This is a genomic window from Nocardiopsis valliformis DSM 45023 (genome assembly GCF_000340985.1).
Classification (GTDB): Bacteria; Actinomycetota; Actinomycetes; order Streptosporangiales; family Streptosporangiaceae; genus Nocardiopsis; species Nocardiopsis exhalans.
Map to the genome: position 1 here is coordinate 118,734 of NZ_ANAZ01000014.1, position 24,762 is coordinate 143,495.

General features: G+C 68.5%; 26 protein-coding genes. 22 read left to right on the plus strand and 4 right to left on the minus strand.

Features of this window, described 5'->3' with window-relative positions; all coding sequences use genetic code 11:
• Nucleotides 1–329 precede the first annotated feature (329 nt).
• The gene (locus D457_RS0115725) at nt 330–2,126 is read left to right on the plus strand and encodes a carbohydrate-binding module family 20 domain-containing protein (RefSeq protein ID WP_026116686.1); all 1,797 of its coding nucleotides are present in this window, start codon (nt 330–332) and stop codon (nt 2,124–2,126) included.
• 459 nt (nt 2,127–2,585) lie between these two features.
• Nucleotides 2,586–4,091 carry an IS607 family element RNA-guided endonuclease TnpB gene (tnpB, locus tag D457_RS0115730; RefSeq protein WP_017581628.1) on the plus strand — a complete coding sequence of 502 codons (1,506 nt, stop codon included), beginning with the start codon at nt 2,586–2,588 and terminating at the stop codon, nt 4,089–4,091.
• A 140-nt stretch (nt 4,092–4,231) separates the two neighbouring features.
• Here tnpB and D457_RS0115735 read toward each other — a convergent pair whose 3' ends face one another.
• The 3 genes from D457_RS0115735 to D457_RS32685 form a co-directional block, all read right to left on the minus strand.
• Nucleotides 4,232–7,321: a bifunctional [glutamine synthetase] adenylyltransferase/[glutamine synthetase]-adenylyl-L-tyrosine phosphorylase gene (locus tag D457_RS0115735; RefSeq protein ID WP_017581629.1), complete on the minus strand. Its 3,090-nt coding sequence runs from the start codon at nt 7,319–7,321 to the stop codon at nt 4,232–4,234.
• 539 nt (nt 7,322–7,860) lie between these two features.
• Complete coding sequence (locus D457_RS0115740; protein WP_026116688.1) at nt 7,861–8,388, minus strand: phosphotransferase-like protein; 528 nt, start codon at nt 8,386–8,388, stop codon at nt 7,861–7,863.
• Entirely contained in the window at nt 8,385–9,194 is an 810-nt protein-coding gene (locus D457_RS32685; RefSeq protein ID WP_051072940.1) for a GntR family transcriptional regulator, read from the minus strand. The genes D457_RS0115740 and D457_RS32685 overlap by 4 nt, the downstream gene beginning before the upstream one ends.
• Before the next feature lie 541 nt (nt 9,195–9,735).
• Between D457_RS32685 and D457_RS37520 the strand changes: the two genes are divergently transcribed.
• The 19 genes from D457_RS37520 (at nt 9,736) to D457_RS0115850 (ending at nt 22,306) form a co-directional block, all read left to right on the plus strand.
• Complete coding sequence (locus tag D457_RS37520; protein ID WP_017581632.1) at nt 9,736–9,867, plus strand: hypothetical protein; 132 nt, start codon at nt 9,736–9,738, stop codon at nt 9,865–9,867.
• A 100-nt stretch (nt 9,868–9,967) separates the two neighbouring features.
• Complete coding sequence (locus tag D457_RS0115755) at nt 9,968–10,417, plus strand: RapZ C-terminal domain-containing protein (protein ID WP_017581633.1); 450 nt, start codon at nt 9,968–9,970, stop codon at nt 10,415–10,417.
• A 90-nt stretch (nt 10,418–10,507) separates the two neighbouring features.
• Entirely contained in the window at nt 10,508–10,858 is a 351-nt protein-coding gene (locus tag D457_RS0115760; RefSeq protein ID WP_039831328.1) for an HIT family protein, read from the plus strand.
• 107 nt (nt 10,859–10,965) lie between these two features.
• A complete protein-coding gene (locus D457_RS37525; protein WP_017581635.1) occupies nt 10,966–11,097 on the plus strand; it encodes a hypothetical protein in 132 nt (43 codons plus the stop codon).
• A 108-nt stretch (nt 11,098–11,205) separates the two neighbouring features.
• The gene (locus tag D457_RS0115770) at nt 11,206–11,448 is read left to right on the plus strand and encodes a hypothetical protein (protein WP_017581636.1); all 243 of its coding nucleotides are present in this window, start codon (nt 11,206–11,208) and stop codon (nt 11,446–11,448) included.
• Nucleotides 11,448–11,597, plus strand: a complete 150-nt coding sequence (locus tag D457_RS36195) for a hypothetical protein (RefSeq protein WP_017581637.1) — start codon at nt 11,448–11,450, stop codon at nt 11,595–11,597. Before D457_RS0115770 ends, D457_RS36195 begins: the two co-directional genes overlap by 1 nt.
• Nucleotides 11,594–11,941 carry a hypothetical protein gene (locus tag D457_RS0115780; RefSeq protein WP_017581638.1) on the plus strand — a complete coding sequence of 116 codons (348 nt, stop codon included), beginning with the start codon at nt 11,594–11,596 and terminating at the stop codon, nt 11,939–11,941. Before D457_RS36195 ends, D457_RS0115780 begins: the two co-directional genes overlap by 4 nt.
• Nucleotides 11,938–12,135: a hypothetical protein gene (locus D457_RS0115785; protein ID WP_017581639.1), complete on the plus strand. Its 198-nt coding sequence runs from the start codon at nt 11,938–11,940 to the stop codon at nt 12,133–12,135. The genes D457_RS0115780 and D457_RS0115785 overlap by 4 nt, the downstream gene beginning before the upstream one ends.
• On the plus strand, nt 12,132–13,388 hold the full coding sequence (locus tag D457_RS0115790; protein WP_017581640.1) for a hypothetical protein: 1,257 nt from the start codon (nt 12,132–12,134) through the stop codon (nt 13,386–13,388). Before D457_RS0115785 ends, D457_RS0115790 begins: the two co-directional genes overlap by 4 nt.
• Nucleotides 13,381–13,647 (plus strand): hypothetical protein, encoded by a 267-nt coding sequence (locus tag D457_RS0115795; RefSeq protein WP_017581641.1) that lies wholly within the window; start codon nt 13,381–13,383, stop codon nt 13,645–13,647. Before D457_RS0115790 ends, D457_RS0115795 begins: the two co-directional genes overlap by 8 nt.
• A gap of 249 nt (nt 13,648–13,896) precedes the next feature.
• Nucleotides 13,897–14,289, plus strand: a complete 393-nt coding sequence (locus D457_RS0115805) for a hypothetical protein (protein ID WP_017581643.1) — start codon at nt 13,897–13,899, stop codon at nt 14,287–14,289.
• 75 nt (nt 14,290–14,364) lie between these two features.
• Entirely contained in the window at nt 14,365–16,389 is a 2,025-nt protein-coding gene (locus tag D457_RS0115810) for an FtsK/SpoIIIE domain-containing protein (protein ID WP_017581644.1), read from the plus strand.
• 185 nt (nt 16,390–16,574) lie between these two features.
• Complete coding sequence (locus tag D457_RS0115815; RefSeq protein WP_017581645.1) at nt 16,575–16,946, plus strand: hypothetical protein; 372 nt, start codon at nt 16,575–16,577, stop codon at nt 16,944–16,946.
• Between the two features lie 342 nt (nt 16,947–17,288).
• A complete protein-coding gene (locus D457_RS0115825; protein WP_017581647.1) occupies nt 17,289–17,645 on the plus strand; it encodes a hypothetical protein in 357 nt (118 codons plus the stop codon).
• Nucleotides 17,646–17,750: 105 nt separating this feature from the next.
• On the plus strand, nt 17,751–18,743 hold the full coding sequence (locus D457_RS0115830) for a bifunctional DNA primase/polymerase (RefSeq protein ID WP_017581648.1): 993 nt from the start codon (nt 17,751–17,753) through the stop codon (nt 18,741–18,743).
• Complete coding sequence (locus D457_RS0115835) at nt 18,744–20,519, plus strand: hypothetical protein (protein WP_017581649.1); 1,776 nt, start codon at nt 18,744–18,746, stop codon at nt 20,517–20,519.
• Nucleotides 20,520–20,600: 81 nt separating this feature from the next.
• Nucleotides 20,601–20,786 carry a hypothetical protein gene (locus tag D457_RS0115840; protein ID WP_017581650.1) on the plus strand — a complete coding sequence of 62 codons (186 nt, stop codon included), beginning with the start codon at nt 20,601–20,603 and terminating at the stop codon, nt 20,784–20,786.
• A complete protein-coding gene (locus D457_RS0115845; protein WP_017581651.1) occupies nt 20,783–20,998 on the plus strand; it encodes a helix-turn-helix transcriptional regulator in 216 nt (71 codons plus the stop codon). Before D457_RS0115840 ends, D457_RS0115845 begins: the two co-directional genes overlap by 4 nt.
• Before the next feature lie 87 nt (nt 20,999–21,085).
• The gene (locus D457_RS0115850) at nt 21,086–22,306 is read left to right on the plus strand and encodes a tyrosine-type recombinase/integrase (protein ID WP_017581652.1); all 1,221 of its coding nucleotides are present in this window, start codon (nt 21,086–21,088) and stop codon (nt 22,304–22,306) included.
• Between the two features lie 74 nt (nt 22,307–22,380).
• Here D457_RS0115850 and glnA read toward each other — a convergent pair whose 3' ends face one another.
• Nucleotides 22,381–23,805 carry a type I glutamate--ammonia ligase gene (gene glnA / locus D457_RS0115855; RefSeq protein WP_017581653.1) on the minus strand — a complete coding sequence of 475 codons (1,425 nt, stop codon included), beginning with the start codon at nt 23,803–23,805 and terminating at the stop codon, nt 22,381–22,383.
• A 331-nt stretch (nt 23,806–24,136) separates the two neighbouring features.
• Between glnA and D457_RS0115860 the strand changes: the two genes are divergently transcribed.
• A complete protein-coding gene (locus D457_RS0115860) occupies nt 24,137–24,643 on the plus strand; it encodes an RDD family protein (RefSeq protein WP_017581654.1) in 507 nt (168 codons plus the stop codon).
• Nucleotides 24,644–24,762 lie beyond the last annotated feature (119 nt).

A 24,762-nucleotide genomic window follows, 5' to 3' on the forward strand; every position in this document is an offset into this window, starting at 1 on the left:
CGCCCGCACGGGTCGCCCTCTCGCCGCCGGTGGCGGCTCGGATCGCACACGGTCCGGGCCGCCACCGGCGTTTCTGCTGTCCGCAGGTGGCTTCTGGCGCCTGTTCCTGCTCGGCCCGGGGTGTGTTTTCGAATTTCTTGCAGGTTCTTTCGTTGAGGTCAGAGCGCTGTTGCGTGGCCCTGGGTGCTTAACGCGCCGGTCAACCTCTGTTCACAATCGAAGGTTCTTCTGTTACCTTCATCACCTCCACGCAAACTCTTGCGGATTCTGCAAGATGATGCGGCGGGGCAGCGCGGCCCCGCTTCAGGACTCCCCCCAAGGAGCGCTCCATGAGAACAGCCCGACTCGGCGCCCTCGCCGGGGCCGTGGTGCTGGGAACCGGCCTGCTAACGGTTCCCGCGTCCGCGAGCCCCCAGGAACCTGCCCAGGCACCCCCCGCCGTCGCCCAGGAGGGCGCGGCCGACACCATCGTCCACCTGTTCCAGTGGAACTGGGACTCCGTCGCCGCCGAGTGCGCCGACTTCCTCGGCCCCGCCGGATACGGCGGCGTCCAGGTCTCCCCGCCCCAGGAACACGTGGTCGTCCCCTTCTCCGAAGGCGGCAACTACCCCTGGTGGCAGGACTACCAGCCGGTCTCCTACCAGGTCGACAACACCCGGCGCGGCACCGCCGAGGATTTCGAGGACATGGTCGCGACCTGCGCCGACAACGGCGTCCGGATCTACGTCGACGCTGTCATCAACCACATGACCGGCCCGCAGGAGGAAACCAGCACCGGCAGCGCCGGGACCGAGTGGGAGCAGTACGAGTACCCGGACCTGTTCGGGGACGGTTCGGCCGCCTACTCCTACGAGGACTTCGCCCCCTGCTACGACACCATCGAGAACTGGGACGACAAGTGGGAGGTGCAGAACTGCCAGCTCCTCGACCTGGCCGACCTGGACACCGGCTCCCCGCACGTGCGGGCCCAGATCACCCGTTACCTGAACGAGCTGATCGCCATGGGCGTGGGCGGCTTCCGGGTGGACGCCTCCAAGCACATCGCCGAGGACGACATGGGCGCTATCATCGACGCCCTGGACGAGGTCCCCGGCTTCGGCGGCGCCCCGCACGTCTACCACGAGGTCTACGGGGACCAGACCGTCCCCTACACCGCGTACACGCCCTACGGGCAGGTCACCAACTTCGACTACAAGCGCGACATCGCGTCGGGCTTCGCCAACGGTGACATCACCGGGCTGACCGACATGCCGGATCACGGCGGACTCACCTCCGCCGAGTCCGTGGTCTTCGTCGACAACCACGACACCCAGCGCTACGAGCCGACCCTCACCTACGTGGACGGCGACCGCTACTACCTCGCCACCGCCTTCATGCTCGCGCACCCCTACGGCACCCCCGTGGTGATGTCGAGCTACGACTTCCAGGGCAACGACACCGAGGGCCCGCCCAACATCGGCGAGGTCGACGGCAACCCGGCCGGATGGATCACCGAGGACAGCGACTGCACCAGCTCGGACTGGGTCTGCGAGCACCGCGACGAGGCTGTCAGCGGCATGGTCTCCTTCCGTAACGCGGTGAGCGGCACGGGCCTGACCGAACGCGCCCAGGACGGATCGTCCCGCGTGGCCTTCGACCGCGGTGAGAGCGGTTTCGCCGCCTTCAATGCCTCGGGCCAGGCCTGGCAGCTGAGCGCCCCGACCTCCCTGCCCGACGGCGACTACGACAACGCCGCGGGACCGGGCGGTGCCACCGTCTCCGGTGGCCAGGTCTCCGCGACCGTCCCCGCCGACGGCGCCCTGGCGCTGCACGTGGGCGGCGAGTGCGGGCAGGACTGCGGCGGCAACGGCGGCGACCGTGTCACCGTCACCGCGACCGTCCACACCTACTTCGGTCAGGAGGTGCACGTCGTCGGCTCCACCCCCGAACTGGGTTCCTGGAACCCGGCGGACGGCGCCCCGCTGACCACCGACTCCGGCACCTACCCGCAGTGGTCGGGCAGTGTCACCATCGGACCGGACACCGAGTGGAAGCTGGTCAAGGTCTGGCCCGACGGCGGCGCGGACTGGGAACCCGGTAACAACCGGGTGGGCCCCGCCGCCTCCGTCACCTGGGGCCAGCGCTGATCCCGCCCCGCTGACCCGGCCCTGCGGACTCATCTCCGCTGAGCCATTCTTGCGGGTGCATCCCCACGGAGCCATCTCCAGGACCGTTCACCCCCCGGTCCGACCCTCGGGCACCTTCGCGCCACACTCCTCCGGCGCGGAGGTGCCCTTCCCCTTTTCGCTGCCGTCAGCCCGCGGAGGCGTCCTCGAGAGGGCCGGGCAGGCGCGGCAGGGCTCCTAGGCCGCACAGGAAAGGGGACGGGGCCGTGAGCTGTTCCGTGATTCATTGACAAACATTTATTTCTGTAATCACAGATCACCACCCTGGAAGCCTGTGGAGTTCAGGGTCTGAGGCATGGGCCGTCTACACGAGTAGAAAAAGTCGGCGGGTTGTCGTATTCGGCGGACACGACCCCGCCCGCCCCACTAGCGTTTGGTCTCGAACACCTGAACGATGAGCGCTGGGAGGGGGAGAACTCTATGAAGACGGCAACCGAACAGCACACCGGGCAGCAGCCGAAGCCGGAGAAGAAGCGGGACAAGCGGGGGTTCGAGCCCCGCCCCGGGTGGGTCGTTCAGGCGTTCGTGTTCGCCTTGGACTCCGCAGCCCAGACCGAGCAACGGTTGCGCTCGCACTGCGGGGCTTCCCGGGCCGCCTACAACTGGGCGATCTCCCATGTACTGGCGGTCTGGGACCAACGCAAGGCCGAAGCCTCCTACGGCATTGCCGAGGAGGAACTCGCCCCCTGGCGGTCTTGGTCGCTACCGAGCCTGCGCAAAGAGTTCAACGCCGCCAAACACACCGACCCTCGGTTCGCTCACTGGTGGGCGGACAACTCCAAAGAGGCCTACAACACCGGTCTGGCAGGCGCGGCCGCAGCGTTCGACGCCTACTCCAAGTCCAAATGCGGCGAACGTGCCGGGGCACGCATGGGCCGCCCCAAGTTCAAGTCCAAACACCGCTCCCGACTGGCCTGCCGGTTCACCACCGGGGCCATCCGGTGTGAGGACACCCGCCGTCACGTGGTGCTGCCGGTCGTGGGGCGGGTGCGCACCCATGAGTCCACCCGAAAACTCCACCGCCGTCTGGCCAACGGCACAGCCCGAATCCTGTCCGCCACGGTCTCCCATCGACGAGGCCGCTGGCAGGTCTCCTTCCAGGTCGAGATCGAACGCGCCGTACGTGCTCCGGCCCGCCCGCGGTCGGTGGCCGGAGTCGATCTGGGCGTCAAAGCTCTGGCGGTGGTCGCTGACTCCGACGGACAGGTACGACACGTGGCCAACCCTCGCCACCTGAACGGTGAGCTCCAGCGTCTACGCCACGCGTCCCGGCGGGTGTCGCGACGTCAAGGCCCTGACCGGCGCACCGGACAGGCTCCGTCACAGCGGTGGGTCAAGGCCAACATCGAACGCAACCGCGTGCACCACCGGGTGGCGAACCTGCGCGAGGACGCCATCCACCAGCTCACCACCAGCCTGGCCCGCGAATACGGGACGGTCGTGGTGGAGGACCTGAACGTGGCCGGAATGGTCAAGAACCGGCGTCTGGCCCGCCACATCGCCGATGCCGGGTTCGGGCGGATCCGCCGCCAGCTGGACTACAAGACCACCTGGAACGGTGGCCGAATGATCGTGGCGGACCGATGGTTCGCCAGCAGCAAGACCTGCTCGGGGTGCGGCGCGGTGAAAACCAAGCTGGGCCTGCACGTCCGGGTGTTCGACTGCGACGAATGTCCCCTGGTGTTGGACCGGGACGTCAACGCCGCACGCAACCTCGCCAAACTGGCGCAGAGCATGAGTAATACCGGTACCGGAGTGGCCGGAGACCGGGGAGCGCAAGCTCCAAAACCCCGTGGAGCCGACCGTAAGACCCGCACCACCCGCCGGGGTCGCACGACCCCGGCGGGGCGGGCTGGTGGCGCAACACCGCGTACGCGGAAGGAAGCGGGAGACCGTCGTCGAGGCACCCAACTGAGGTTGTGGTGAGACCGTCACGGACCTCCCGGGCAGAAATGTTCGGGATCCTGATGTTCGACCAAAGAATCAGCAACGGGAGGGCTGACCGTCACGGTCATGTTCCCTCCCCCGCCCGCCCGGGTGGCTCCGCCCGGTGCCGCTCAGCCGTCTCAGTCGTCGTAGAAGACCCGCTCCATGACCGCCCGCGCCCGGCGAGTGGTTCGCAGGTAGGCCTCGGTCAGCTGCTCCGCGGGGCCCTCCGGGTCCGGACCCTCCTGGTTCGGGCCCTCCTCCTCGGCCTCCCCGTCACCGCTGTCGTCGCCGAAGCCCATGGCCTGGGCGAGCGCCGCGCGCACCCGAAGGTCATGCGGGAGCGAGTCACCGCCCCGGCCGCGCACCAGCATGACCATCCCGCGTACCCGCGACGCCAGTCGCCAGGCCTCCTCCAGCACCACACCGTCGTCGGCGGCCAGCAGCCCGTGGGCCACCGCCACCGACAGCGCGGACAGTGTCTGGGGGGTACGCAGGTCCGGGTACTCGTGGGCGTGGCGCAACTGCACCAGCTGCGCCACCCACTCCACGTCCGACAGCCCGCCCCGGCCCAGTTTCGTGTGCAGGGTGGGGTCGGCGCCGCGCGGCAGCCGCTCGGCCTCCATCCGCGCCTTGAGCTTGCGGATCTCCAGTACGGAGGCGGGTTCAATGCCCCCGTCCGGGTAGCGGATGGGGTCGATCAGCGCGATGAACGCCGACCTCAGTCCTTCGTCACCGGCGATCGGCCGAGCCCGTAGCAGGGCCTGGCTCTCCCACACCTGGGACCAGCGGCCGTAGTAGGCGGCGTAGGAGTCCAGGGTGCGCACCACCGGTCCGCTCTTGCCCTCCGGTCGCAGGTCCGTGTCCACCTTCAGCGGCGGCTCGGCCTGCGGCATCTCCAGCAGCCGGGCCAGTTCCCGCACGATCGCCATGGCCTGCTTGGTCGCCGCGCCCGTGTCCACACCCGGCACGGGGTCGTGCACGTACATGACGTCCGCGTCGCTGGCGTAGGTGAGCTCACCGCCGCCGAACCGGCCCATGGCCACCACGCACACCCGGGTGAGCTCCTCACCGCCCGCTTCGGCCACCACCTTGGTGTAGGCGGCGCGCAGGGCGGCGTCGATGGTCACCGCGGCGATGCCGGTCAGCGCCCGGCCGACCTCCTCCACCGAGGACACCCCCAGCAGGTCGGCGGCGGCCGTGCGCAGCAGCTCACGGCGGCGCAGGGCGCGCACCGCCGACACCGCCTCCTCCGGGGTGTCGTAGCGGCGCAGGGCGGCGTCCGCCTCGGCCATCAGCGACGTGGTCTCCCGGCGCTTGAGGTCGGCGTCGTCGGCCAGCATCGCGACCGCCTCGGGCGCCCGCAGCAGCAGTTCGGTCACGTAGCGGCTGGTACCCAGCAGCCACGCCATCCGCTCGGCCACCCGCACGTCGTCGCGCAGCAGCCGCAGGTACCAGGGTGTGGTGCCCAGGGAGTCGCTGACCTGCCGGAACCCGAGCAGCCCGGCGTCCGGGTCGGGGGAGTCGGCGAACCAGCCCAGCATCACCGGCAGCAGCGTGCGCTGGATAGCCGCTCGCCGGGACAGCCCCGACGTCAGCGACTCCAGGTGGCGCAGCGCCCCGCGCGGATCCACGAATCCCAGGGCGCCCAGCCGCTCGACCGCCTGGTCGGGGGAGAGACGGATCTCGTCCTCGGGGAGCTTGGCCACCGCGTTCAGCAGCGGACGGTAGAAGAGCTTCTCGTGCAGGCGGCGCACCTCCGCCGACACCCGCTTGCGGGCCTCGGTCAGCTCGCGCACCGGGTCGGCGGTCAAGCCCAGCGCCCTGCCCAGCTGGCGCAGCTGCGCGGGGCCGTCCGGGGCCTTGGGGTCGGGCAGCAGGTGGGTACGGCGCAACCGCTCCAGCTGCAGCAGGTGTTCCACCCGGCGCAGGAACCGGTAGGCGTCGGCCAGCCCGGCCGCGTCCTTACGTCCCACGTAGCCGTACTCCGACAGCACGGCCAGTGCCTGGAGGGTGTTGCCGGACCGCAGCCGGTCGTCGGAACGCCCGTGCACCAGCTGGAGCAGCTGCACGGAGAACTCGATGTCGCGCAGGCCGCCCGGGCCCAGTTTGAGTTCGCGTTCGGCCTCGCCGGCGGGGATGTGCGCCACCACCCGGCGGCGCATCGCCTGCACGTCCTCCACGAAGTCCTTGCGCCCGGAGGCTTCCCAGACCAGGGGCGCGATCGCCTCGGTGTACTCCCGGCCCAGCGCCACGTCTCCGGCGATGTGCCGGGCCTTGAGTAGCGCCTGGAACTCCCAGGTCTTGGCCCAGCGGTCGTAGTAGGCCAGGTGGCCGGCCAGCGGCCGCACCAGCGGGCCGTTCTTGCCCTCGGGGCGCAGCGCCGGGTCCACCTCCCACAGGGTGCCCTCGGCGTCGGTCTCCGAGAGGATCCGCATCATCGCGGTAGCCAGCTTGGTGGCCGCGCGCTGGGCCTCCTGCTCATCCAGGGGAAGGCCGTCCTCGCCTGGGGCTGGCTCGGCCACGAACACCACGTCCACGTCGCTGACGTAGTTCAGCTCCCGGCCGCCGCACTTGCCCATGCCGATGACACTCAGCCGGCACAGCGCCGCGTCCTCGGGGGCCTCGGCGCGCGCCACCGCCAGCGCCGCGTCCAGGGTGGAGGCGGCCAGGTCGGCCAGCTCCGCGGCGACCTCGTCGACGGTGTTCACTCCGGTCAGGTCCCGCCCGGCCAACCGCAGGACCCGGCGCCGGTAGGCCACCCGCAGCGTGTGGCGCAGTACGGCCGAGGGGACCTCGTTGGAGCCCAGCCCTAGGGAGAGGTCGGCGACGGGTGCGGCCTCGTCGGGTTGTGCGCCTACGGTGTGCATCAGTCCCCGGCGCAGCTCCTCGGGATCGGGGGTGCGCGAGGCGTCGGCCCCGCGCAGTTCGCGCCAGTCACCGGGGTGCCGCACCAGGTGGTCGGTCAGGGCCGTGCTGGCCCCCAGGATTCGGCACAGCCGGGTCCGCAAGTCCGCCTCCTCCCGCAGCGCCACCAGCACTTCGTCGGGGTCGGGCGAGGCCTCCAGCAGCCGGAGCAGACCCAGCAGGGCCTGGTCGGGGTCGGCTGCCGCCGCGAGGGAGCCGATCACGTCGGTGTCGGCCCGGGCGTCCAACCCGGCCTCCGCCACCAGCCGCAGGGCCCGGGTGCTGTCGCTGAAACCGCGCCGGGCGAGCGCGCCTGCTGTCATGTTGGTGTTTCCGTCCCTTGCCACGCGTCAACGGTAGCCGTACGCCCGGCATCGCGGCCGCACGGCGGGCCATCGGGTGCCGATCGCGTGGTGACCACACCTCGACCACATCGCTGACCGGCCCCGGAATCGACTCGGGGCCGGTATCCAGTGCGGATACCGGCCCCGAGGGGTGCTGCTTAGATGTCGTAGAACTGATACCCGCAAGGACGGTAGCAGCGCAGACCCTGAAAGTCCCCTGATGAAGGGGGATTTCATCTGCTGGTAACACGCGCTGTCTCTCATCGTTTTTGGCTCTGGTGTGCGCCCGATGTGCGCCAGAGGTTGTTGTGGCGTGAGCTTGTTGAGCTAGCCAGTGGGGGGGCTGGTCTCCTGTGTCTCTTTACCTTTTTAGAGAGTAAGAAGATACAGCCTCCGCAGCCTCCGGTTGCCATCAGAAACCGCTCTTGAACTGCGCTGATGATGCGGAGGCTAAGCCCGGTTCTCAGCCTCCGCCCAGCCTCCGCAGCCTCCGGTCCAGCCTCCACCCCCCTGGCTAGCTATCCCTGCCGCAGCTCTGCCTGGATGTTCCGGGCCACCCCCTCAGCAGTCATGGTGCTCGTGTCGACACGCAGGTCCGCGTGAGCCAACCGCGGAGTCTGGTCCCATGCTGCAATCCTCGCTTCGGTGTCTCCAGTGCCACGCTCCCGAATCCGCTTGAGAGCGACTACTCGCGGGCATTCGAGAGCAACAACCAGCCAGTTCACCGGGACCGCTGTGGTCACTGCGGATACCGCTTCCGGTTGCCCCAAGTGGATGATCGGTATGCGATCGACCATCAGTTGTTCGACCTCGGGACGGTCGATGGCGTAAATAGCTCCGTACCTGTGGTTCTCCCAGATGAACTCCCCACGCTTGCGCGCCTGGGAAATGTCGTGAGGGGTCACCATTCGGTATTCATCGCTGCGCCCCTCCCCAGCCTTGAGTCGGCGAAAGAGGGAAACCTGTGGCTCCAACGAAGCCAGCTTCTTGGTAACCGTGCTCTTTCCGGATGCTGGAGGCCCGTAGAGAATGATTCCGGCGCTCACGACGTCGCCGCCATAAGGTCCTTCACAAGGGTACTCGCCTGAGTCTGGAGAGGCGGGCTGTCGGTTGAGTTCTCGATCAGTACATGTTCAACCGGTGGGCGGAAATCGACATCGATCCCTGCCAGGTAGCCCTGCCAATCGGCGAGCTTGGCCGTATCCCGAGCTGCTCCCCTATGGCGGATGTAGGTATGCATAGTGTCCGCGTCGCAGTGAACCCAGACGAACGTGATTCGTGCGCCGAGACCCGTATACATGGCTTTGGTCCGATCGATCCATGCTGGATCGTTGAACTCCTTGATGTACGGAGCGGTTGTGATGACACTCGTGCCGCACTCCACGTTTTCGCGGGCCGCAGCGGACAGTGCCTCGTACTCCCGCGGTCGCACCTTCTCCAAATAGACATCTGACTCCCGGTCATGTGGGGAGGCGCCGAGAACTTCCAAAGCCGCTTCGACTACTGGCCGAGTCAGGGTGTCCTTGTCGAGCATGGGCCACCCAGTCTCCTTGGCGAGCACACGCCCCAGTTCACTCTTGCCGCTTCCGGCGTAGCCACCTACAAACAGCACATTTGCTGTACCAAGCCGAATTCCTGTCCTTACTTGCCCCGGAGCGTTCACTACCCGCTGAGAACGGGACTTGCTTACCACCAGGCCTTCGGAGGACAGGACCCTCATCGCCTCGTTGATGGTGTGGACGCTGACATCCCACTCCACTGCCAGCTGGCGAGTTGAGGGTAGGGCCTGGCCATCGCGGAGGACGCCCGCCTCGATGGAGTTCCGTATGTTGCGTGCGACCTGTTCGTACATGGCCTCTGGCCGCGAACCTCGTGAATCACGTGCCACGCAAATCTCCCTGATTGCCCGTTGTGACGGGAACACTCTATCTCTGCCTAACAGATGCCGTTCAGCGTCTCCCCAGCTCACAACGCATCTTCAAAGTTTTTTGTTCCTAACAGTTGATCCCTATGCCTATCAACTGTTAGCTTCTTGCCATGGCTCACGACAGAGCCAAGACCGGAGGAGGACTCCGGTGACCAGGGCAGAGCCCTGCTCACCGCGTGGAATCCCGGGTCCGGCTCCCCGCCTGGTGATCGGGAGCCCTACAAACTCAACAGCGCGTATTGCCCCGACCCCATCCCGAGCTCCCAAGGGACGGCGAACGGCACCGGCCACGGCGACCACTCGGTCGTGATCCGCCATCACCAGGGCGGAACGGAATGGCCGCATCCCCCGCACTACCCGCACCCCTGGGGTGCCTGTCCATCCCCACCTCCCGGCACAACACGGGAACCGGTGGGGGCGGGCGGGGACCACCCGGGTCCACACCACTCAACAAAGAGGACTTCACATGCCGTTCGCTTCGCTCTTCGCTGCTTTCCGCACGGCCTACGCCGCCACCTACTACTGCGCCAACTGCAACTACATGTTCCGCAGCCAGCAGAGCCTGGACGCCCACGTCTGCAACGTCTACTACCCCTAACCACCCGCCAGGGCCCACCACGTCAGGGCCGACACGAAGGTGTCGGCCCTGCCCCTGTACAGGTTCCGACCCACATCCCATTCGCTAGGAAAGGCTCCCCATGCGGTTCAGCGCTCCCTCTGACGTCAGCTCCATCACCGACCGCGGCCTGGTCAAGGTCGTCATCACCACCTACGGGGTCCTGCACGGTGCCCCTCCGGCCGGTGACATGCTCACCGTCGACCTGTCCCGGGCCCTGCGCAACCCGCACCACGACCCGCAGATGAAGTACAAGACCGGCCTGGACCGGCAGGTGCGCGACCACGTCATGGCCACCCCCGGCGCCACCGAGATCCGTGACCGCACCGTCGACCGCATCGAGGCCGCCCGGGTCTTCCACGACATGCACGGCGAGATCACCGAGGTCGGGATCTACTGCAAGGGCGGCCGCCACCGCAGCGTGGCCATCGCCGAAGCGGTGGCCGTCGAGCTCCGGGCCCGGGGGATCAACACCGAGGTCGAGCACCGCGACATCGACAAGCCCGTGGTGGCTACCCCCAAGAACAAGTGAGTCCGGGGCCGCTGGTACCGGCCCCGGACTCACCACCATCACACCACAGCCAGCCCGCTCCTAGGTGGGCTGGCTGTCGTTTGGAGCCCTATGAGTTCGACCCATCAACCCTGTGTGTTCTGCGAGATCGCCGCGGGCCGCTCTCCGGCCACGGTGGTGCGCCGCTGGGCTGACGCCCTGGCGATCGTTCCGCTCAACCCCGTCACCGACGGGCATCTGCTGGTCATCCCGCACCAGCACGTCACCAACGCGGCCACCGCGCCGCTGGTCACCGCCACCACGGTGATGCACGCCGCCTCGCTGCTGGCGGAGTCCGGTCGACAGGCCAACCTGATCGCCAACGTCGGACCGGACGCCACCCAGACCGTGTTCCACCTGCACTGGCACATCGTGCCCCGCACCGCTGGCGACGGTCTGCGTCTGCCGTGGAGTGCGAACTGAGCACCCCTGGGGTGCCTGTCCTCCCCCTGCTCTCCTGGCACCGGCCACCAGAGCGGGGGCGGGCGGGGACCACCCGGGTCCACACCACTCAACAAAGAGGACTTCACATGCCGTTCGCTTCGCTCTTCGCTGCTTTCCGCACCGCCTACGCCGCCACCTACTACTGCGGCAACTGCGACTACAAGTTCCGCAGCCAGCAGAGCCTGGACGCCCACGTCTGCAACGTCTACTACCCCTAACCACCCGCCGAATAGCTGTTTCCCCTTCACCTACGACGAAGGCCCCTCCGGTCGCACCCGGTGGGGCCTTCTGTATCGAGATCACCCCGTGTTGAAAGGCCCATCCCGATGCCGACCATTCTGCCCTTCCCGAGCACCACCCACACCGCACACCCCGTCGGCCTGGTCGAGCTGACCGCCCTGCTGGCCGACCTCGAACTGGCTAGCGAGCTGTTGGCCCCGCGCCAGAGCGGCGAGACCAACGCCGACTACCTCGCGCGCCGCCAGGCCGCCGCTGACATCAGCGCGGACCTGGACGGCCCCGACTCCTTCTCGGCGCTGCCGGTTTCCGAGCTGGGGAGCGTGGCCTGATGATCACCACCCTGCTGCTGGCCGCCCTGGCTCTGGGGCTGGTCTTCGCTCTGCTGCGGTTGCAGGCCGGGCCGCTGCTGCCCGACCAGGCCTCCGATCTGGCCACCCTGCGCGCCATCCGCGCCCGCCAGGAAGGGGTCGACCAGTGATCTTCACCCTGACCCTGCCCCAACTGCTCCTGCTGCTGACCCTGACCGTGGGGGTCGCGCACACCCTCAGCCTGGCCAGTGGCTACGTGGCCGACCGGTTCGTGCTCGTGCTCGGACCGGGCCGCCCCCGGCTGGTGTGGGCCTGGTACGGCATGGGAGCCACCGTGCACCACCCCACCCAGGGTGAGTGCCAGGTGGTCGACGTGGACCTGTACACCGACCCTGCCGCCTGCTGGGTGCGCATCGCCCCCACCACCGACGAGTCTGACTCGGGCCGCTGGGTGCCGGTAGCTGAGCTGGCCGAGACCCGCGCCGAACTCCTGGCCGGAGGTGAGGACCGGTGAGCACCACGGACCTGATCCAGAGTGCCGGGTTCCTGGCCATCCTGTTCGCCCTGCTGTTGACCCTGCTCGTGGCGCTGCTGCGGTTGGCCGCTCTGCCGTTGGCTGGGGCGGTCCTGGTCTTGGATGCCGCCGCCGCGGTTGCTGCCCGCCCGTTGACCTTGCCCGCTCCGGCCCCGAAGGAGGCCCGCCCATGAAGTTCTCGCAGTGGTTCGGCCGCCGGGCCCCGGACGCGGCCGCCACGGTCGCTGACCAGGTGAACGTGGCCCGCCGCTTGGTCGGGATCAGCGATCAGAAGCTCCTCAACGACCCGCACACCAACCCCGCTACCCGCAGCGACGCTGACCGGCTGCGCATCATCCAGCACCGCGAACAGCTGCGGCTCAACCACCGCCGGGCTCTGCGCCGCGAACGAGTGGCCGATTCCCGGGCCGCGGCTGCGGAGAAGGCACTGGAGGCGATCACCGCCGCTCGCGAGGCCGTCTCGCCGGGGCGGGCGGTCGCGGACCTGACCCGCACCCGCTCCCGGGCCCTGATCGGGTGCCTGGTGCTGTCGGTACTGCTCTCCATCGGGTCCGGGGTGGCCATCGAGTTCTGGCTGCAGAACCGGCCCGTGCCCCAACCGACCGGGCTGGGGTACCTGATCGAAGGCGGCCTGACCATCCTGGCCACCACCATGATCGTGCTCCGTGGCCGACTGGCCGCCCGCAACACCGTGCTCGAACCGTGGCAGGTGTGGGCGTTCGGGGTGCTGATCGTGGTGCCGCTGGCGGTCAGCGCGGTCTTGGCGAGTCTGGGCAGCATCGTGGGAGCCGTCTGCTCCCTGGGTGCGGCCGCCTGGTCGGTGGCCGCCTACCTGTCCGCGACCTCGCTGTCCACGGCGATCAACGACGCCCTGGACGAAGTCAACGACGCGGATGAGGCTGAGCTGCGCTCCATCGCGCTGGGCGAGAGCGAGACCGCTCCGGCCACCGCCCGCACTCACCCGGCTGATGTGTGGGTGAGCGAGCAGTCCACCGCGCTGGCGACCCAGATCGAGGCGTTCCTGTCCGACCAGGACGGCCCCGACACCGGAGGGGTCAGCGGGGGTCACATCGACCCGAACCCGCGTGGCCCGAACCCCCGCCAAGCGGGTCACCCCACCCGCGAGGAAGTCCTGGCCGCCTGGGAGCGGCAGCAAGCCCACAACGCCACTCTGCAGGGGGGCCACACTGTTCACGACCAGGGAAAAGTCCACTCCACTGACCGAGGTGGACCGGCCAAGGTGGCCCCGGGGGTCACCGAGGCTCACCAGGCCCGCCGGACCACCGGCCAGGCCAACCTTCAGCGGGTGGCCGACCACGCCAAGGCCCACCCCGAGCAGTCCGTTGCGGAGATGGCCAACGCGCTGGGGTTGGGCGTGACCACCGTCAAGCGGCACCTGCGCACCCTGCGTGGCAGCGATGGGTGAACGTCACCGGCCCACGATCACGCGCACCGTCGCGGACCTGGGTGAGGGAGAGGGGTGGGTGTACCAGCTGCGGTGCACCTGCCCCTCACTCGTTCTCGACACCTACCACCGCAGCAAGGCCCAGGAACAGCGCCGATACCACCTGGAAGTCGAGGTCGACATCGACCCGACCGAGCGGTGCCGCGATGCCCGCCACAAGGTTCCCGCCTGGGACGTGTGCGGGTTGTGCGGCGACCAGATCCCGCTCTTCGACCTGTAAGTCACACCCCACCCCACAAGGGTTTGACCAGTTCAGAGGTAGTGGCCTGGCCACCACAGATTCGCCACCGCCCCGCCCACACAGAAAGGCCCACCGCCCATGTTCGAGCTCCTCATCCTCGCCGGAATCCTCGCCACCGGTATCGGCCTGGTCATCTCCGGACGCCGCGACCAGGGCCGCAACCGCTAACACCCCGAACGCGGCCCCACCCCCAAGGTGGGGCCGCCTGACCTGCGAAAGGAGTTGTCTATGGCCAGCGGGATCGTGGCCCTGGCCGCCATGGGACTGGGGATCGTGCTGCTGCTCTTCGGTAAGCGCGGCCGGATGCTCACCCTGTGCGCGCTCATCTCCGGGCTGGCCGTGGTGCCCTTCCTGGCCCCCTACGTCGTGGCCGGGGTCCGGACCCTGGGCAGCGCCACCTTCGACGGCCTGGCGGTGCTGGTCGCCGTGGCCGCCACCGGGTGGGTGACCTTCGAACTCAAGGACGCCGGAACCCGACCCCCGACCCCGTGGATCGCGCTGCTGGTGCCCTGCCTGTGGCTGGCCGCCTCCGGCCCCTTCATCGGGATCTACGAGTTCTTCCAGAACGGCCTGGACTCCGCTGAGTCCTTCACCCGCGACTTCGACATCAACGACTACTAACCCGACCAAGCGGGCGGCGGCCCCACCACCACAGATCCGCCGCCGCCCGCACCCCACACAGGAGGGCCCACCAGCATGAGCGCCACCCACCCCGAACACGAACCCCACCCCGACACCGAGCAGGACCAGGAGGCGGAGGTGATCGACTTCCCCACCCGCACGACCGTCACCGAGACGGCCACCGATGAGGCCGCCCACTCCGGCGAGATCGTGGACGCCGAGATCGTGCACGAAGAACCCGACCCCGACCCCAACACCGCCAGCTCCGAGGTGGCGGTGCCCGCCAAGTCCAAGGCCCGCGTGGTGGTGCCCGCTTCGGTGCGCACCGCCGCCACCCGCACCGCCGAGGTGGCCAAGCGCCCGGACCGGCTGCTGTGGGAGCTGCTCCGGCACGAGCTGGTCTACGGGTCCGTGGGGACCGCTCGCGGGGCCGGGCACGTGTGGCGGTGGATGGTGGCCGCTGAACTGGACACCCAGTTGGCCGTCAAGCCCGAACTGGTGCTGACTACGCGCAAGAAGCGCCGCAACGTTGTACTCACCGGGGTCGGGACCACGGCCGCCGCTGGAACGCTGGCCTGGTTCCTGCTCACCCCGGCCGTCCCGGTCATCGCGCTGTTGACCGTGCTCGCGGTGGCCGGTGGCCTGGAACGCCGCCGCGCCGCCCTGGGCGATGCCGAAGCCGGGCACGCCGCGTTGGGTGCCTCCCCTTCCGGTAAGGAGGTCAAGCGGGTGTTCGTCTCGGCCAAGCTGGCCAAGAAGGCCGACGAGATCCGTATCGTCGGGCCGGTCACCCGCACCGACGGGGCCTGGGAGGCCACCCTGGAACTCCCGCCGGGCACCACCTACAAGTCCGCGGCGAAGAAGCGCGGGGAACTGGCCGGAGCGATCGGGGTCGACGAAGTCCAGATCGCGTTGGACCCGGTCAAGGGCCACAACGGGCGCGTCAAGCTCTGGTGCGCTGATGAGGACCCCATGCAGGGCTCGCGGGTGGAGAACCCGCTGGCCACCCGCGCCCCCGACCAGGTGAACTTCTGGACCGGCAAGCTCTTCGCCGGGCGCGACGCCCGGGGCCGTGCGGTGGAGTTCAAGATGGTCGAGCGCTCCTACATGATCGGTGGGGAGCCCGGCGGCGGTAAGAGCGTGGCCTCCAACAACGTGCTGGCCTGGTTCTTCCTGGACCCCCGCACCCAGGTCTACCTGGCCGATGGCAAGTTCGGGTTCGACCTGATGGTGTGGGAGCCCATGGCCAAGTTCGTGCTCACCGACAAGCGCCCCGAGGCCATGATCGCGATGCTGCGCGAGGTCATCTCGGAGATGGACCGCCGCTACAAGATCCTGCGCAAGATCGGTGCCCCCAAGGTCACCGAGGCCATCGCCAAGAAGTACGACCTGCACCCCATCGTGGTGCACATCGACGAAGTCCAGTTCTGGTCCGCCTCCGGGGACGCCAAGGCCGACAAGGAGTTCATGACCGCGCTGGCCGACATCGTGGGGCGGGGCCGGGCCGCGGCCATCATCACCGGGGTCATCACCCAGCGCCCGGCCGCCGAGGTCGTCCCGACCCGGCTGCGCGACATCCTGTCCATCCGCTGGGCTCTGCGGTGCACCACCCCGGCCGCCTCCGACACCATTCTGGGCACCGGCTGGTCCGGTCGCGGCTACTCCGCCGCGCTGTTCGAGCCCGACCAGCGCGGCGCCGGATACATCCTCGCCGAAGGGTCCTCTCCGGTGCAGACGCGGGCGGCGTTCATCGACCCCGACCGGGGCGAACTCCAGGCGCTGGCCGACCGGGCCTTCGCGCTGCGCAAGGAGGCCGGGACCCTGCCCAAGAGCGATGAGCGCACTGACGTGCGGCTGCTCAACGCGGTCCTGGAAGCGATGGGGGAGGCCGACAAGGTCCACTCCGACATGCTCGTGACCCGCCTGACCGCGACCGAGGAGTTCACCGACCTGACCCAGGAAGCGCTCGCCAAGATCCTGCGTCCGCTGGGGGTGGTCTCCAAGGGTGTGTGGGCCGCCAAGGTCGAGGACCCCACCACCAAGACCACCCGCCAGGGATACGAGAAGGAGGCCGTCCTGAGCGCCCTGGAGAGGGTCTAGAGCACCCCCTTGGCGGGGCCTAGAACTAGCCCCCAAGGGCCTAGAAACTAGGCCCTGCCACTAGAAACCAAAACCCTATCTGGCCTGCTCCCTTGGCCGTCTAGGGCCTCTAGGGCCACCCCCGAACCCCCGCCTGGGACCCACCCCGGTCGGGGGTTCGTCATCTCTCTCGCGAAAGGCACCCGATGAGCAACCTGTTCACCCGAACCGAGACCGTCGAAGCCCACCAGTGGATGCCCGCTGACCCGATCACTTCGGGCCGCACCCTGGGCTGGCTGCTCGCCTCGGAAACCCAGTTCACCCACACCTGCGGCCCGGAGGCCACCCTCACGCTCGCCCCCGGTTCCGGGGAGCTGATCGCTCACCCCGGTGACTGGGTCGTGCGCCACCCCGAGGGAGTCTTCGCTGTGCTGACTCAGGCCGACTTCGAGGCCACCTACACGCCCACCGAACCGCTCCGTTCCCGGCGCCGGAGCGTCACCAACGTGATCAACGGGGTGAGCGCCGGGGGCTCCATCATCCAGGCCGGCGACCACCACGGCGATATCCGCTTCTGACCCGCCCGGTGCCTCTGACCCACCACCCCGACCTCTTGTTGCGGTGGTGGATCGGGGGGACCGCCCGGTCCGCACACATGACGACGGCCCCACCCCTTGCTTGCAGGCGCGGGTGGGGCCGTCTCTCTCACACGGAGAGGACCACATCCTATGGCCCCCGCGACCCACATCGCTGAGCGTCCCTGCCCCGTTTGCGGTGACTGGTACGACATCAGCGACCCCCAGGCCAGCTACCCGCACAACAACCACTGACCGCACGCATGAGGCGGGCCCGCCATGACGCCAATCCCAGCGGGCCCGCCCACACCCACCCGACGCTTCGACCAGGAAGGCCCACCCAGTATGACCAGCAACCGAGAACTCCAGAACGCCGCGGCCCAAGTCCTGACCGATCTGCTTGATGCCCCTGACCTGCCGGAAGCGTCCTGGCGCCTGCACCGCATCCGCAAGTTCACCCAGATCTTCACTACGCCTCGACTGGACTGCGAGCTGTTGGACGGCCAGACCGACTCTCACCAGGCTGTCCGGGACTGGGCCGCGCATCTGGGCACCGACGTCGAGGAGCTCTACGGGTACACGCTCGCCGCCCGCGCGGTCGTGAAGGGCATCGTCGTGAAGGTCTGGTGCGCCATCGAGGACCCCGAGTTCAGCGACGACATCCCCGCTACTCAGGGAGCCGCGGCGGCTGGACGCGTTTGATCTGAACACCCCCCGCCGAACCCGGGGCCGGGCCGTCACGAGGTGACGGCACCGGCCCCTTGTGCTTGGTGATTTAAGGAGATCCGTGAGCATCTGGAGGCCCCCATGAACGGCTTCGCGCCTGTCGATTACGCACTGGCCGCCGCCCGCCGCGGCTGGCCCGTCTTCCCCCTCACCCCCCGCTCGAAGAAGCCACCGCTGGTGCGGGCCTGGGAGCGGGCCGCGACCACCGACCCCGACCAGATCCACACCTGGTGGCGGCAGTGGCCCGACGCGAACTACGGCATCGCCACCGGCCCGGCCGGACTGGTCGTGGTCGACCTGGACACCCCCAAGCCCGGGCAGGCCCCGCCCGGGCCGTGGAACCGTCCCGGCATCACCGATGGGGCGGACGTGCTCGCGCTCCTGGCCGAAGAAGCCGGGGAGCCGTTGCCGCTGGACACCTTCACCGTCCGCACCCGCCGGGGCGGGTGGCACCTGTACTTCACCCACCCCAACGGCCCCAAGCTGGGCAACACCAGCGGTGACCAGGGCCACGGTCTGGGCTGGCTGATCGACACCCGCGCCCACGGCGGCTACGTCGTGGGCCCCGGCTGCCCAGTCACCGCGCCCGACGGGTCGGGCCGCTACGAAGTGAAGGTCCGCGAGGACCCCGCAGCTCTGCCGTGGTGGATTCAAAGGCGCCTGCTGCGCAGGCCCGATTCCCCGGACCAGCCCACCACCCCCGGAGCCACCCCGCCGGGGCCTGTTGCGGATGTGCTGTCGGCGATCACCACCGATAACCGCCGCCGGGCCGCCTACGTGCGGGCGGCGGTGACCGGCGAGCTAGCCAGGGTTCGAGGCGCTCAGCCCGGCACCAGGAACGAGAACCTCTACATCGCCGCCGCCTCGTTGGGCCAGCTGGCCCGCGAGGGCCTGCTGGAAACCGGCTGGATCGCCTCCGCGCTGCGGGGCGCCGCCCTGGAGGCCAACGCCCAGGGCGATGCCAACCCGACCCACGAGATCGACGCCACCATCCGCTCCGGCCTGAACAAGGGGCTACGCGAGCCCCGCCGCACCCGAACCACCCACTCACGACCAGGAAGGACGGCCGCCTAGATGAGCTCCAGCGACGACAAAGACAAGAAGCCGAGCCAGGCCACCCTGTTGATCGAACTGGCTGACCGGCAGGTCGACGTCGTGGCCGGAGCCGACGGCAAGACCTACGCCGTCCGCAAGAGCGGCCCCAACGTCGCCTTCCCGCTCCTGCGCAAGGACGGCCTACGGGTCCAACTCGCCCGCCAGTACTGGCAGGTACACCGCTCCGTGCCCTCCCAGTCCGCGCTCACCGACGCCATCAGCGTGCTGGAAGGACGCGCCATGGACCAGGACCCCCAGGACATCCACATGCGCCTGGCCAACCGCCGCACCGAACAGGCAGACCAGGTCATCATCGACATGGGCACCCCCGACGGGCGGTGCGTGGTCGCCGGCCCCGACGGGTGGCGCATCGAACCGGTCTCGCCGGTGCTGTTTCGCCGCACCCGACTGACCAGCCCGATGGGCGACCCCGGCCCGGCCGGGCAGACCGAGCACGGCCTGGCCACCCTCCGGGGCCTGCTCAACGTGGACGAGGCCGCGTTCCGCCTGATCGTGGGATGGATGGTCGCCGGGCTCATGCCCAACATCCCCCACCCCATCCTGGCCGCCAAGGGAGAGCAGGGCACCGGAAAGTCCACAGCGCTGGAGATGCTGGTCAACCTCATCGACCCCTCACCGGCACCCCTGCGGTCCCTGCCCCGCGACATCAAGACCTGGGCCACCGTCGCCAGTGCGAGCTGGGCGGTGTGCCTGGACAACGTCTCGATCATCCCGCCCTGGCTGTCGGACACCCTGTGCAAGGCCGTCACCGGCGATGCCCTGGTCGATAGGGCCCTGTACTCCGACGACGACGTGTCCGTGCTCTCGTTTCGCCGTCTGCTGGCGCTCACCTCGATCGACACCGGGGCCCTGGCCAGCGACTTGAGCGAGCGCATGCTGAGCGTGGAGTTCTTGCCCATCAAGTCCGACCAGCGCCGCCCGCACAGCGCCGTGGCCGCTGCCTTCGCTGAAGGCGCACCGGCCATCCGCTCCGCCCTGTTCGACGTGCTCAGCAAGATCCTGGCGGCCCTGCCCGACACGCACCTGGCCGAGCTCCCGCGCATGGCGGACTTCGCCCGCATCCTGGGCGCCCTGGACAAGGTCATGGGCTGGGACACCCTGGACACCTACCTGGTCGCTTCCCAGGTCACCACCGCTGACCTGCTCGACGCCAAACCGTTCACCTCAGCGGTGGCCGATTTCGTCGACGAACGCGGCTCCTGGACCGGGTCTGTCAGCCAGCTCCTGGAGCTGCTGCCGGTACCGGACCCGCGGCCCCGCTCCTGGCCGGTGGACACCACCCGGGCCGCCGGACAGCTCAAGCGCGACGCCCCGGTGCTGCGCTCGATCGGGATCACGGTGGAGGAGGCGGGCCGCTCCCGCGACCGCCAGCGCCGCCAGCTCTACACCTTCACCGCTCTCGCACTCACCACCCAGGCCCCGCAGCCTCCGCACGATGATTCTGCTTCGGACACCCCGGTGACCAGGCAGGACTCCCTTTTTTTTGACCAGCGAGTCACATCTGACCCTGCGGAGGCTACCGACTCAGCCTCCGCATCAGACTCCGCACGAAATCCCAGCTCAAGCGTGCCAGCGGAGTCTACGGGCCCTGCGGAGGCTGGCTTCCCCCAACTCTCTAAAAACCCACCAGTGGAAGCGGGCGCATGCACCTCGTGCGGCACCACCTTCCGCCGCTTCGAGGCCACCACCCACCCCACGGTGTGCACCGGGTGTGCGCACCGCCACCGCTCTTGACCGCGTATGAAGCGGCCCCGGGTCCGCCTGCCAGCTGATCCCCGGGGCCGCGCCCCAACCACAGGAAGAGGCACCACCAGCATGACTGACACGAGCAAACGCTGCCTGGGCATCGCCAAGGTCCGGGTGATCGGACCGCCCGAGGCCGTCGACCAGGTGGTCGACGCGATCACCACCGCGTTGCCCTCCGCTGCCCCGTCCCGCCCCTACCCGAGCCGCCACAGCTCCGGCCACGTCCGCGTCTACCTGGAGGTCGCACCCGAATGAGCAGCACGACGCAGACGAAGCAGAGGACGCACGCAAGCACCAGGCCCTCGCGGCTGTGGTCGATCGAGGAGACCGCGGACTTCCTCGGGGTGCCCGAAACGACCCTTTACCAGTGGCGTCACAAGCGGACCGGGCCACCCTCGCACCGGGTGGGCAGGCACGTCCGCTACTTCCCGGAGGCAGTCCAGGCCTGGGTGCGATCACAGCCCTGACCAGGCGAGATTCGGCGGTGTTGGCGGGACTCACCCCGCTGGCACCGCCCTTTTTGTTTTCCAGCATGACTGACAGCAAGGATTCTCATGCCCGTGGTCGACCTCTGGCACAAGATGGAAAAGCAGCAGGACGGCTCCCGCAAAAAGGTGCGGAGTAGCAAGTACGGACGGGGTAAGCGTTGGGCTGCCCGGTACCGGGCCCTGGATGGAGAGCAGAAGTCGCCGGTCTTCGAGACCCAGGAGAAGGCACGCCAGCACCTGAAGCAGGTGGAAGGCGATCTCGCCCGTGGGCAGTACGTCGACCCCAAGGCCGGACAGGTTCTCCTGGAGGACTTCGCCCGGAAGTTCATCGCCAACGCCTCAGTCGACGAAGCCACCCGGTACGCGATGGAGCAGCGGTTTGAGCGGCACATCTACCCTCTGCTTGGTAAGCGCCCGATGAACTCCCTCCGCCCCTCCGACGTTCAGAACTGGATCAGGGGCCGTCAGAAGGAGCTGGGAGACCGAACGGTCCGCACCATGTTCGAGAACCTCTCCAGCGTCTTCTCGTCCGCTGTGGACGACGAGATCCTCGGGAAGAACCCCTGCCGGGCCAAGTCCGTCAAAGCCCCGACACCCACCCAGAAGAAGATCGTTCCGTGGCCGGTGGGCCGCGTGGTCGCCGTCCGGGCGCAACTACCGGAGCGCTACCGGGCTCTGGTCGACATAGGTGTCGGCTGTGGTCTTCGCCAGGGAGAAGCCTTCGGGTTGGCCGCGGACGACTTCGATTTCGCGGACGAAGTCCTCCGTGTCCGGCGGCAGGTGAAGCTCGTCCGTAGCACCCTGTGCTTCGCCCCGCCCAAAGGCGGCAAGGAGCGGGACGTTCCGCTCCCGAAGAGCGTGGCCGTGCCCCTGGCAGAGCACATGGCGCGCTTCCAACCTGTGGAAGTCACCCTGCCCTGGAAGAAGCCTGACGGGAAACCGGTGACGGCGCGGCTGGTGTTCACCGGCCGAGAACGCAAGGCCCTCAACAAGAACTACGTGAACCCCTACCTGTGGAAGCCCGCCCTCGCGGCCGCGGGGGTGATCAGTCCCCGGGAGCCGGGGGAGAAGTTCGAGGAGTCCCGGGAACACGGCTTTCACGCCCTACGGCACCTCTTCGCTTCCCTGGTCCTCTCCGGAGGCGCCAACATCCGGGAGCTGGCTGACTACCTGGGGCACGCCGACCCCGGGTTCACCCTGCGGACCTACGTCCACATGATGCCGACCTCGGACCAGAAAATGAGAGAGGCCATCGACAGCGTGTGGAACGCCGTCGATGGCCTCTGAGACCCTCAGAGTGTGCCCAGTGTGCGCCCGGCGGGGGAGTATCCCCCGTCGGTGCAGGTCAGGGCGCTGAACTCCTAGATGTCGTAGTAGAGCTCAAACTCGCGCGGGTGCGGGCGCAGACGCAGGGAGTCGATTTCCTCGGTGCGCTTGAAGTCGATGTAGGTCTCGATCAGGTCCTTGGTGAAGACACCGCCCTCGAGCAGGAACTCGTGGTCGGCCTCCAGGGCCAGCAGGGCCTCGTCCAGGGACGCGGGGACCGTCTCGATGGCCGCGGCCTCGGCCGGGGGCAGCTCGTAGAGGTCCTTGTCGACCGGCTCCGGCGGCTCGATCTTGTTCTTGATGCCGTCCAGGCCCGCCATCAGCATGGCGGAGAAGGCCAGGTACGGGTTGGCCGACGGGTCCGGCACGCGGAACTCGATGCGCTTGGCCTTGGGGTTGGAACCGGTGAGCGGCAGGCGGATGCAGGCCGAACGGTTCCGCTGGCTGTAGACCAGGTTGATCGGGGCCTCGTAGCCCGGCACCAGGCGGTGGAAGGAGTTCACCGTCGGGTTGGTGAAGGCCAGCAGCGCCGAGGCGTGCTTGAGCAGACCACCGATGTAGTAGCGGGCCGTGTCCGAGAGCTGGCCGTAGCCGGACTCGTCGAAGAACAGCGGCTCGCCGTCCTTCCACAGGCTCTGGTGGCAGTGCATGCCGGAGCCGTTGTCGCCGAAGAGCGGCTTGGGCATGAACGTGGCGGTCTTGCCCGCCTCGTTGGCGACGTTCTTGACGATGTACTTGTACAGCTGGACCTTGTCGGCCTGCTGGAGCAGCGTGCCGAACTTGATGCCGATCTCGGCCTGGCCCGCGGTGCCGACCTCGTGGTGCTGCAGCTCCACCTCGATGCCGGACTCGATCAGGGTCTGCACCATGTCGGAGCGCAGGTCGCTGTAGTGGTCGACCGGCTCGACGGGGAAGTAGCCGCCCTTGAAGCGCGGACGGTAGCCGCGGTTGCCGCCCTCGATCGCGGAGCCGGTGTTCCAGGCGCCCTCGATGGAGTCGATCTCGTAGTAGCCGGTGTTCGCACGCGTCTCGAACTTGACATCGTCGAAGATGTAGAACTCGGCCTCGGGGCCGAAGAACGCGGTGTCCGCGACGCCCGAACCCTTGAGGTAGGCCTCGGCCTTGCGGGCGACGTTACGCGGGTCGCGGCTGTACGACTCCAGCGTGAGCGGGTCGTGGACGAAGAACGTCATGTTCAGCGTCTTGTGCTTGCGGAACGGGTCGAGGACGCCGGTGCTCAGGTCGGGGAGCAGCAGCATGTCGGACTCGTGGATGGCCTGGAAGCCGCGGATCGAGGAGCCGTCGAACATCTGGCCGTCGGTGAAGGTGGACTCGTCCACGTTCTGGATCGGGAGGGTGACGTGGTTCACGCCTCCGAACAGGTCCGTGAATCGGACGTCGAGGAACTTGACGTCCTCGTCTCGGATGTAGGCGAGTACCTCGTCGACGCTGCTGAACAAAACGGAACCTCCGTGCAGGTGGCTGAGACGACGGGTCCGTGGTCCGCTTCGTCGCGGACATGTCGGACCAACGCGCCGTCTCCCGGCTTCTTTATCGAAGCTAGGAGCGCGTGATTTCCACGCGGTGTCTCGATTGTTTCCTGCATGTTACGGAGCTGTCCGTTTTCGCAGACCAAGGCGGTTGACCCGGTGATTCCGCCTGTTTCATGGCGAAATCAGGGCGCATCGACCCCCTCGGTGTGATGGGGGCCACGGTCGTCTCCCTGTCGCGTCACAGCGCTCCCGCGGGCCCGCGCGCAGGGTGCGCTGAGCGGCGGATAACGTGAAAACCATGAGTGACAAGAGCCGGAGCGGCCCCCCCGCGCCTCCTGAAGACGACTTCCGTTACCGGGGCAACCGGCTCGGCCTGCCCGAGGAAGGCACCGGTTCGGTGCCCGGAGTGGTGCGCCGCCTGGTCGGGCTCGCCCTGGACTGGGGCATCTCCGCGATGCTGGTGTGGGGCGCGATCAACCTCGGCCTGATCGGGCAGGAGGTCGCGGCGGCCGCGGCCGCCGGCGGTGAGCCCGAGGCCCTGGCGCTCACCAACTTCACCACCCTGTCCACCCTGGTGGTGTTCGCGGCGATGAACATCGTCCTGCTGACCCTGTTCGGTACAACGATCGGGCGGCGGATCGTCGGCGTCGGTATCACGGCGACCGGAGAGCGCAGCTGGCCCTGGTTCGCGTCGATGGCCGTGCGCACCCTGCTGTTGTGCCTGGTGATCCCGGCCGTGGTCTACGACCGTGACACCCGTGGTCTGCACGACCGCGCCGCGGGGACGATCGCGACCCGCTACTGACCGCTCACCAGTGGTACCGAAGCCTGTTCCCGCGGGGTTTCGAGCCGTGCGCACCCTTCCCGAGCTGCTGTTAGCATCCGTTCACGGTATTTTTGCAGGGGCCCCGCGACCTCGGGCCG

Excerpts from the sequence above, each read along its gene's own strand:
- D457_RS0115755 (WP_017581633.1), top strand. The coding sequence starts at position 9,968 with ATGCGGTTCAGCGCTCCCTCTGACGTCAGCTCCATCACCGACCGCGGC.
- D457_RS0115815 (WP_017581645.1), top strand. The coding sequence starts at position 16,575 with ATGAGCAACCTGTTCACCCGAACCGAGACCGTCGAAGCCCACCAGTGG.
- D457_RS36195 (WP_017581637.1), top strand. The coding sequence starts at position 11,448 with ATGATCACCACCCTGCTGCTGGCCGCCCTGGCTCTGGGGCTGGTCTTC.
- D457_RS0115840 (WP_017581650.1), top strand. The coding sequence starts at position 20,601 with ATGACTGACACGAGCAAACGCTGCCTGGGCATCGCCAAGGTCCGGGTG.
- D457_RS0115830 (WP_017581648.1), top strand. The coding sequence starts at position 17,751 with ATGAACGGCTTCGCGCCTGTCGATTACGCACTGGCCGCCGCCCGCCGC.
- D457_RS37525 (WP_017581635.1), top strand. The coding sequence starts at position 10,966 with ATGCCGTTCGCTTCGCTCTTCGCTGCTTTCCGCACCGCCTACGCCGCC.
- D457_RS0115760 (WP_039831328.1), top strand. The coding sequence starts at position 10,508 with ATGAGTTCGACCCATCAACCCTGTGTGTTCTGCGAGATCGCCGCGGGC.
- D457_RS0115850 (WP_017581652.1), top strand. The coding sequence starts at position 21,086 with ATGCCCGTGGTCGACCTCTGGCACAAGATGGAAAAGCAGCAGGACGGC.
- D457_RS0115770 (WP_017581636.1), top strand. The coding sequence starts at position 11,206 with ATGCCGACCATTCTGCCCTTCCCGAGCACCACCCACACCGCACACCCC.
- D457_RS32685 (WP_051072940.1), bottom strand. The coding sequence starts at position 9,194 with ATGTACGAACAGGTCGCACGCAACATACGGAACTCCATCGAGGCGGGC.
- D457_RS0115835 (WP_017581649.1), top strand. The coding sequence starts at position 18,744 with ATGAGCTCCAGCGACGACAAAGACAAGAAGCCGAGCCAGGCCACCCTG.
- D457_RS0115810 (WP_017581644.1), top strand. The coding sequence starts at position 14,365 with ATGAGCGCCACCCACCCCGAACACGAACCCCACCCCGACACCGAGCAG.
- D457_RS0115725 (WP_026116686.1), top strand. The coding sequence starts at position 330 with ATGAGAACAGCCCGACTCGGCGCCCTCGCCGGGGCCGTGGTGCTGGGA.
- tnpB (WP_017581628.1), top strand. The coding sequence starts at position 2,586 with ATGAAGACGGCAACCGAACAGCACACCGGGCAGCAGCCGAAGCCGGAG.
- D457_RS0115825 (WP_017581647.1), top strand. The coding sequence starts at position 17,289 with ATGACCAGCAACCGAGAACTCCAGAACGCCGCGGCCCAAGTCCTGACC.
- D457_RS0115845 (WP_017581651.1), top strand. The coding sequence starts at position 20,783 with ATGAGCAGCACGACGCAGACGAAGCAGAGGACGCACGCAAGCACCAGG.
- D457_RS0115735 (WP_017581629.1), bottom strand. The coding sequence starts at position 7,321 with ATGACAGCAGGCGCGCTCGCCCGGCGCGGTTTCAGCGACAGCACCCGG.
- D457_RS0115860 (WP_017581654.1), top strand. The coding sequence starts at position 24,137 with ATGAGTGACAAGAGCCGGAGCGGCCCCCCCGCGCCTCCTGAAGACGAC.
- D457_RS0115795 (WP_017581641.1), top strand. The coding sequence starts at position 13,381 with ATGGGTGAACGTCACCGGCCCACGATCACGCGCACCGTCGCGGACCTG.
- D457_RS0115790 (WP_017581640.1), top strand. The coding sequence starts at position 12,132 with ATGAAGTTCTCGCAGTGGTTCGGCCGCCGGGCCCCGGACGCGGCCGCC.
- D457_RS0115805 (WP_017581643.1), top strand. The coding sequence starts at position 13,897 with ATGGCCAGCGGGATCGTGGCCCTGGCCGCCATGGGACTGGGGATCGTG.
- D457_RS37520 (WP_017581632.1), top strand. The coding sequence starts at position 9,736 with ATGCCGTTCGCTTCGCTCTTCGCTGCTTTCCGCACGGCCTACGCCGCC.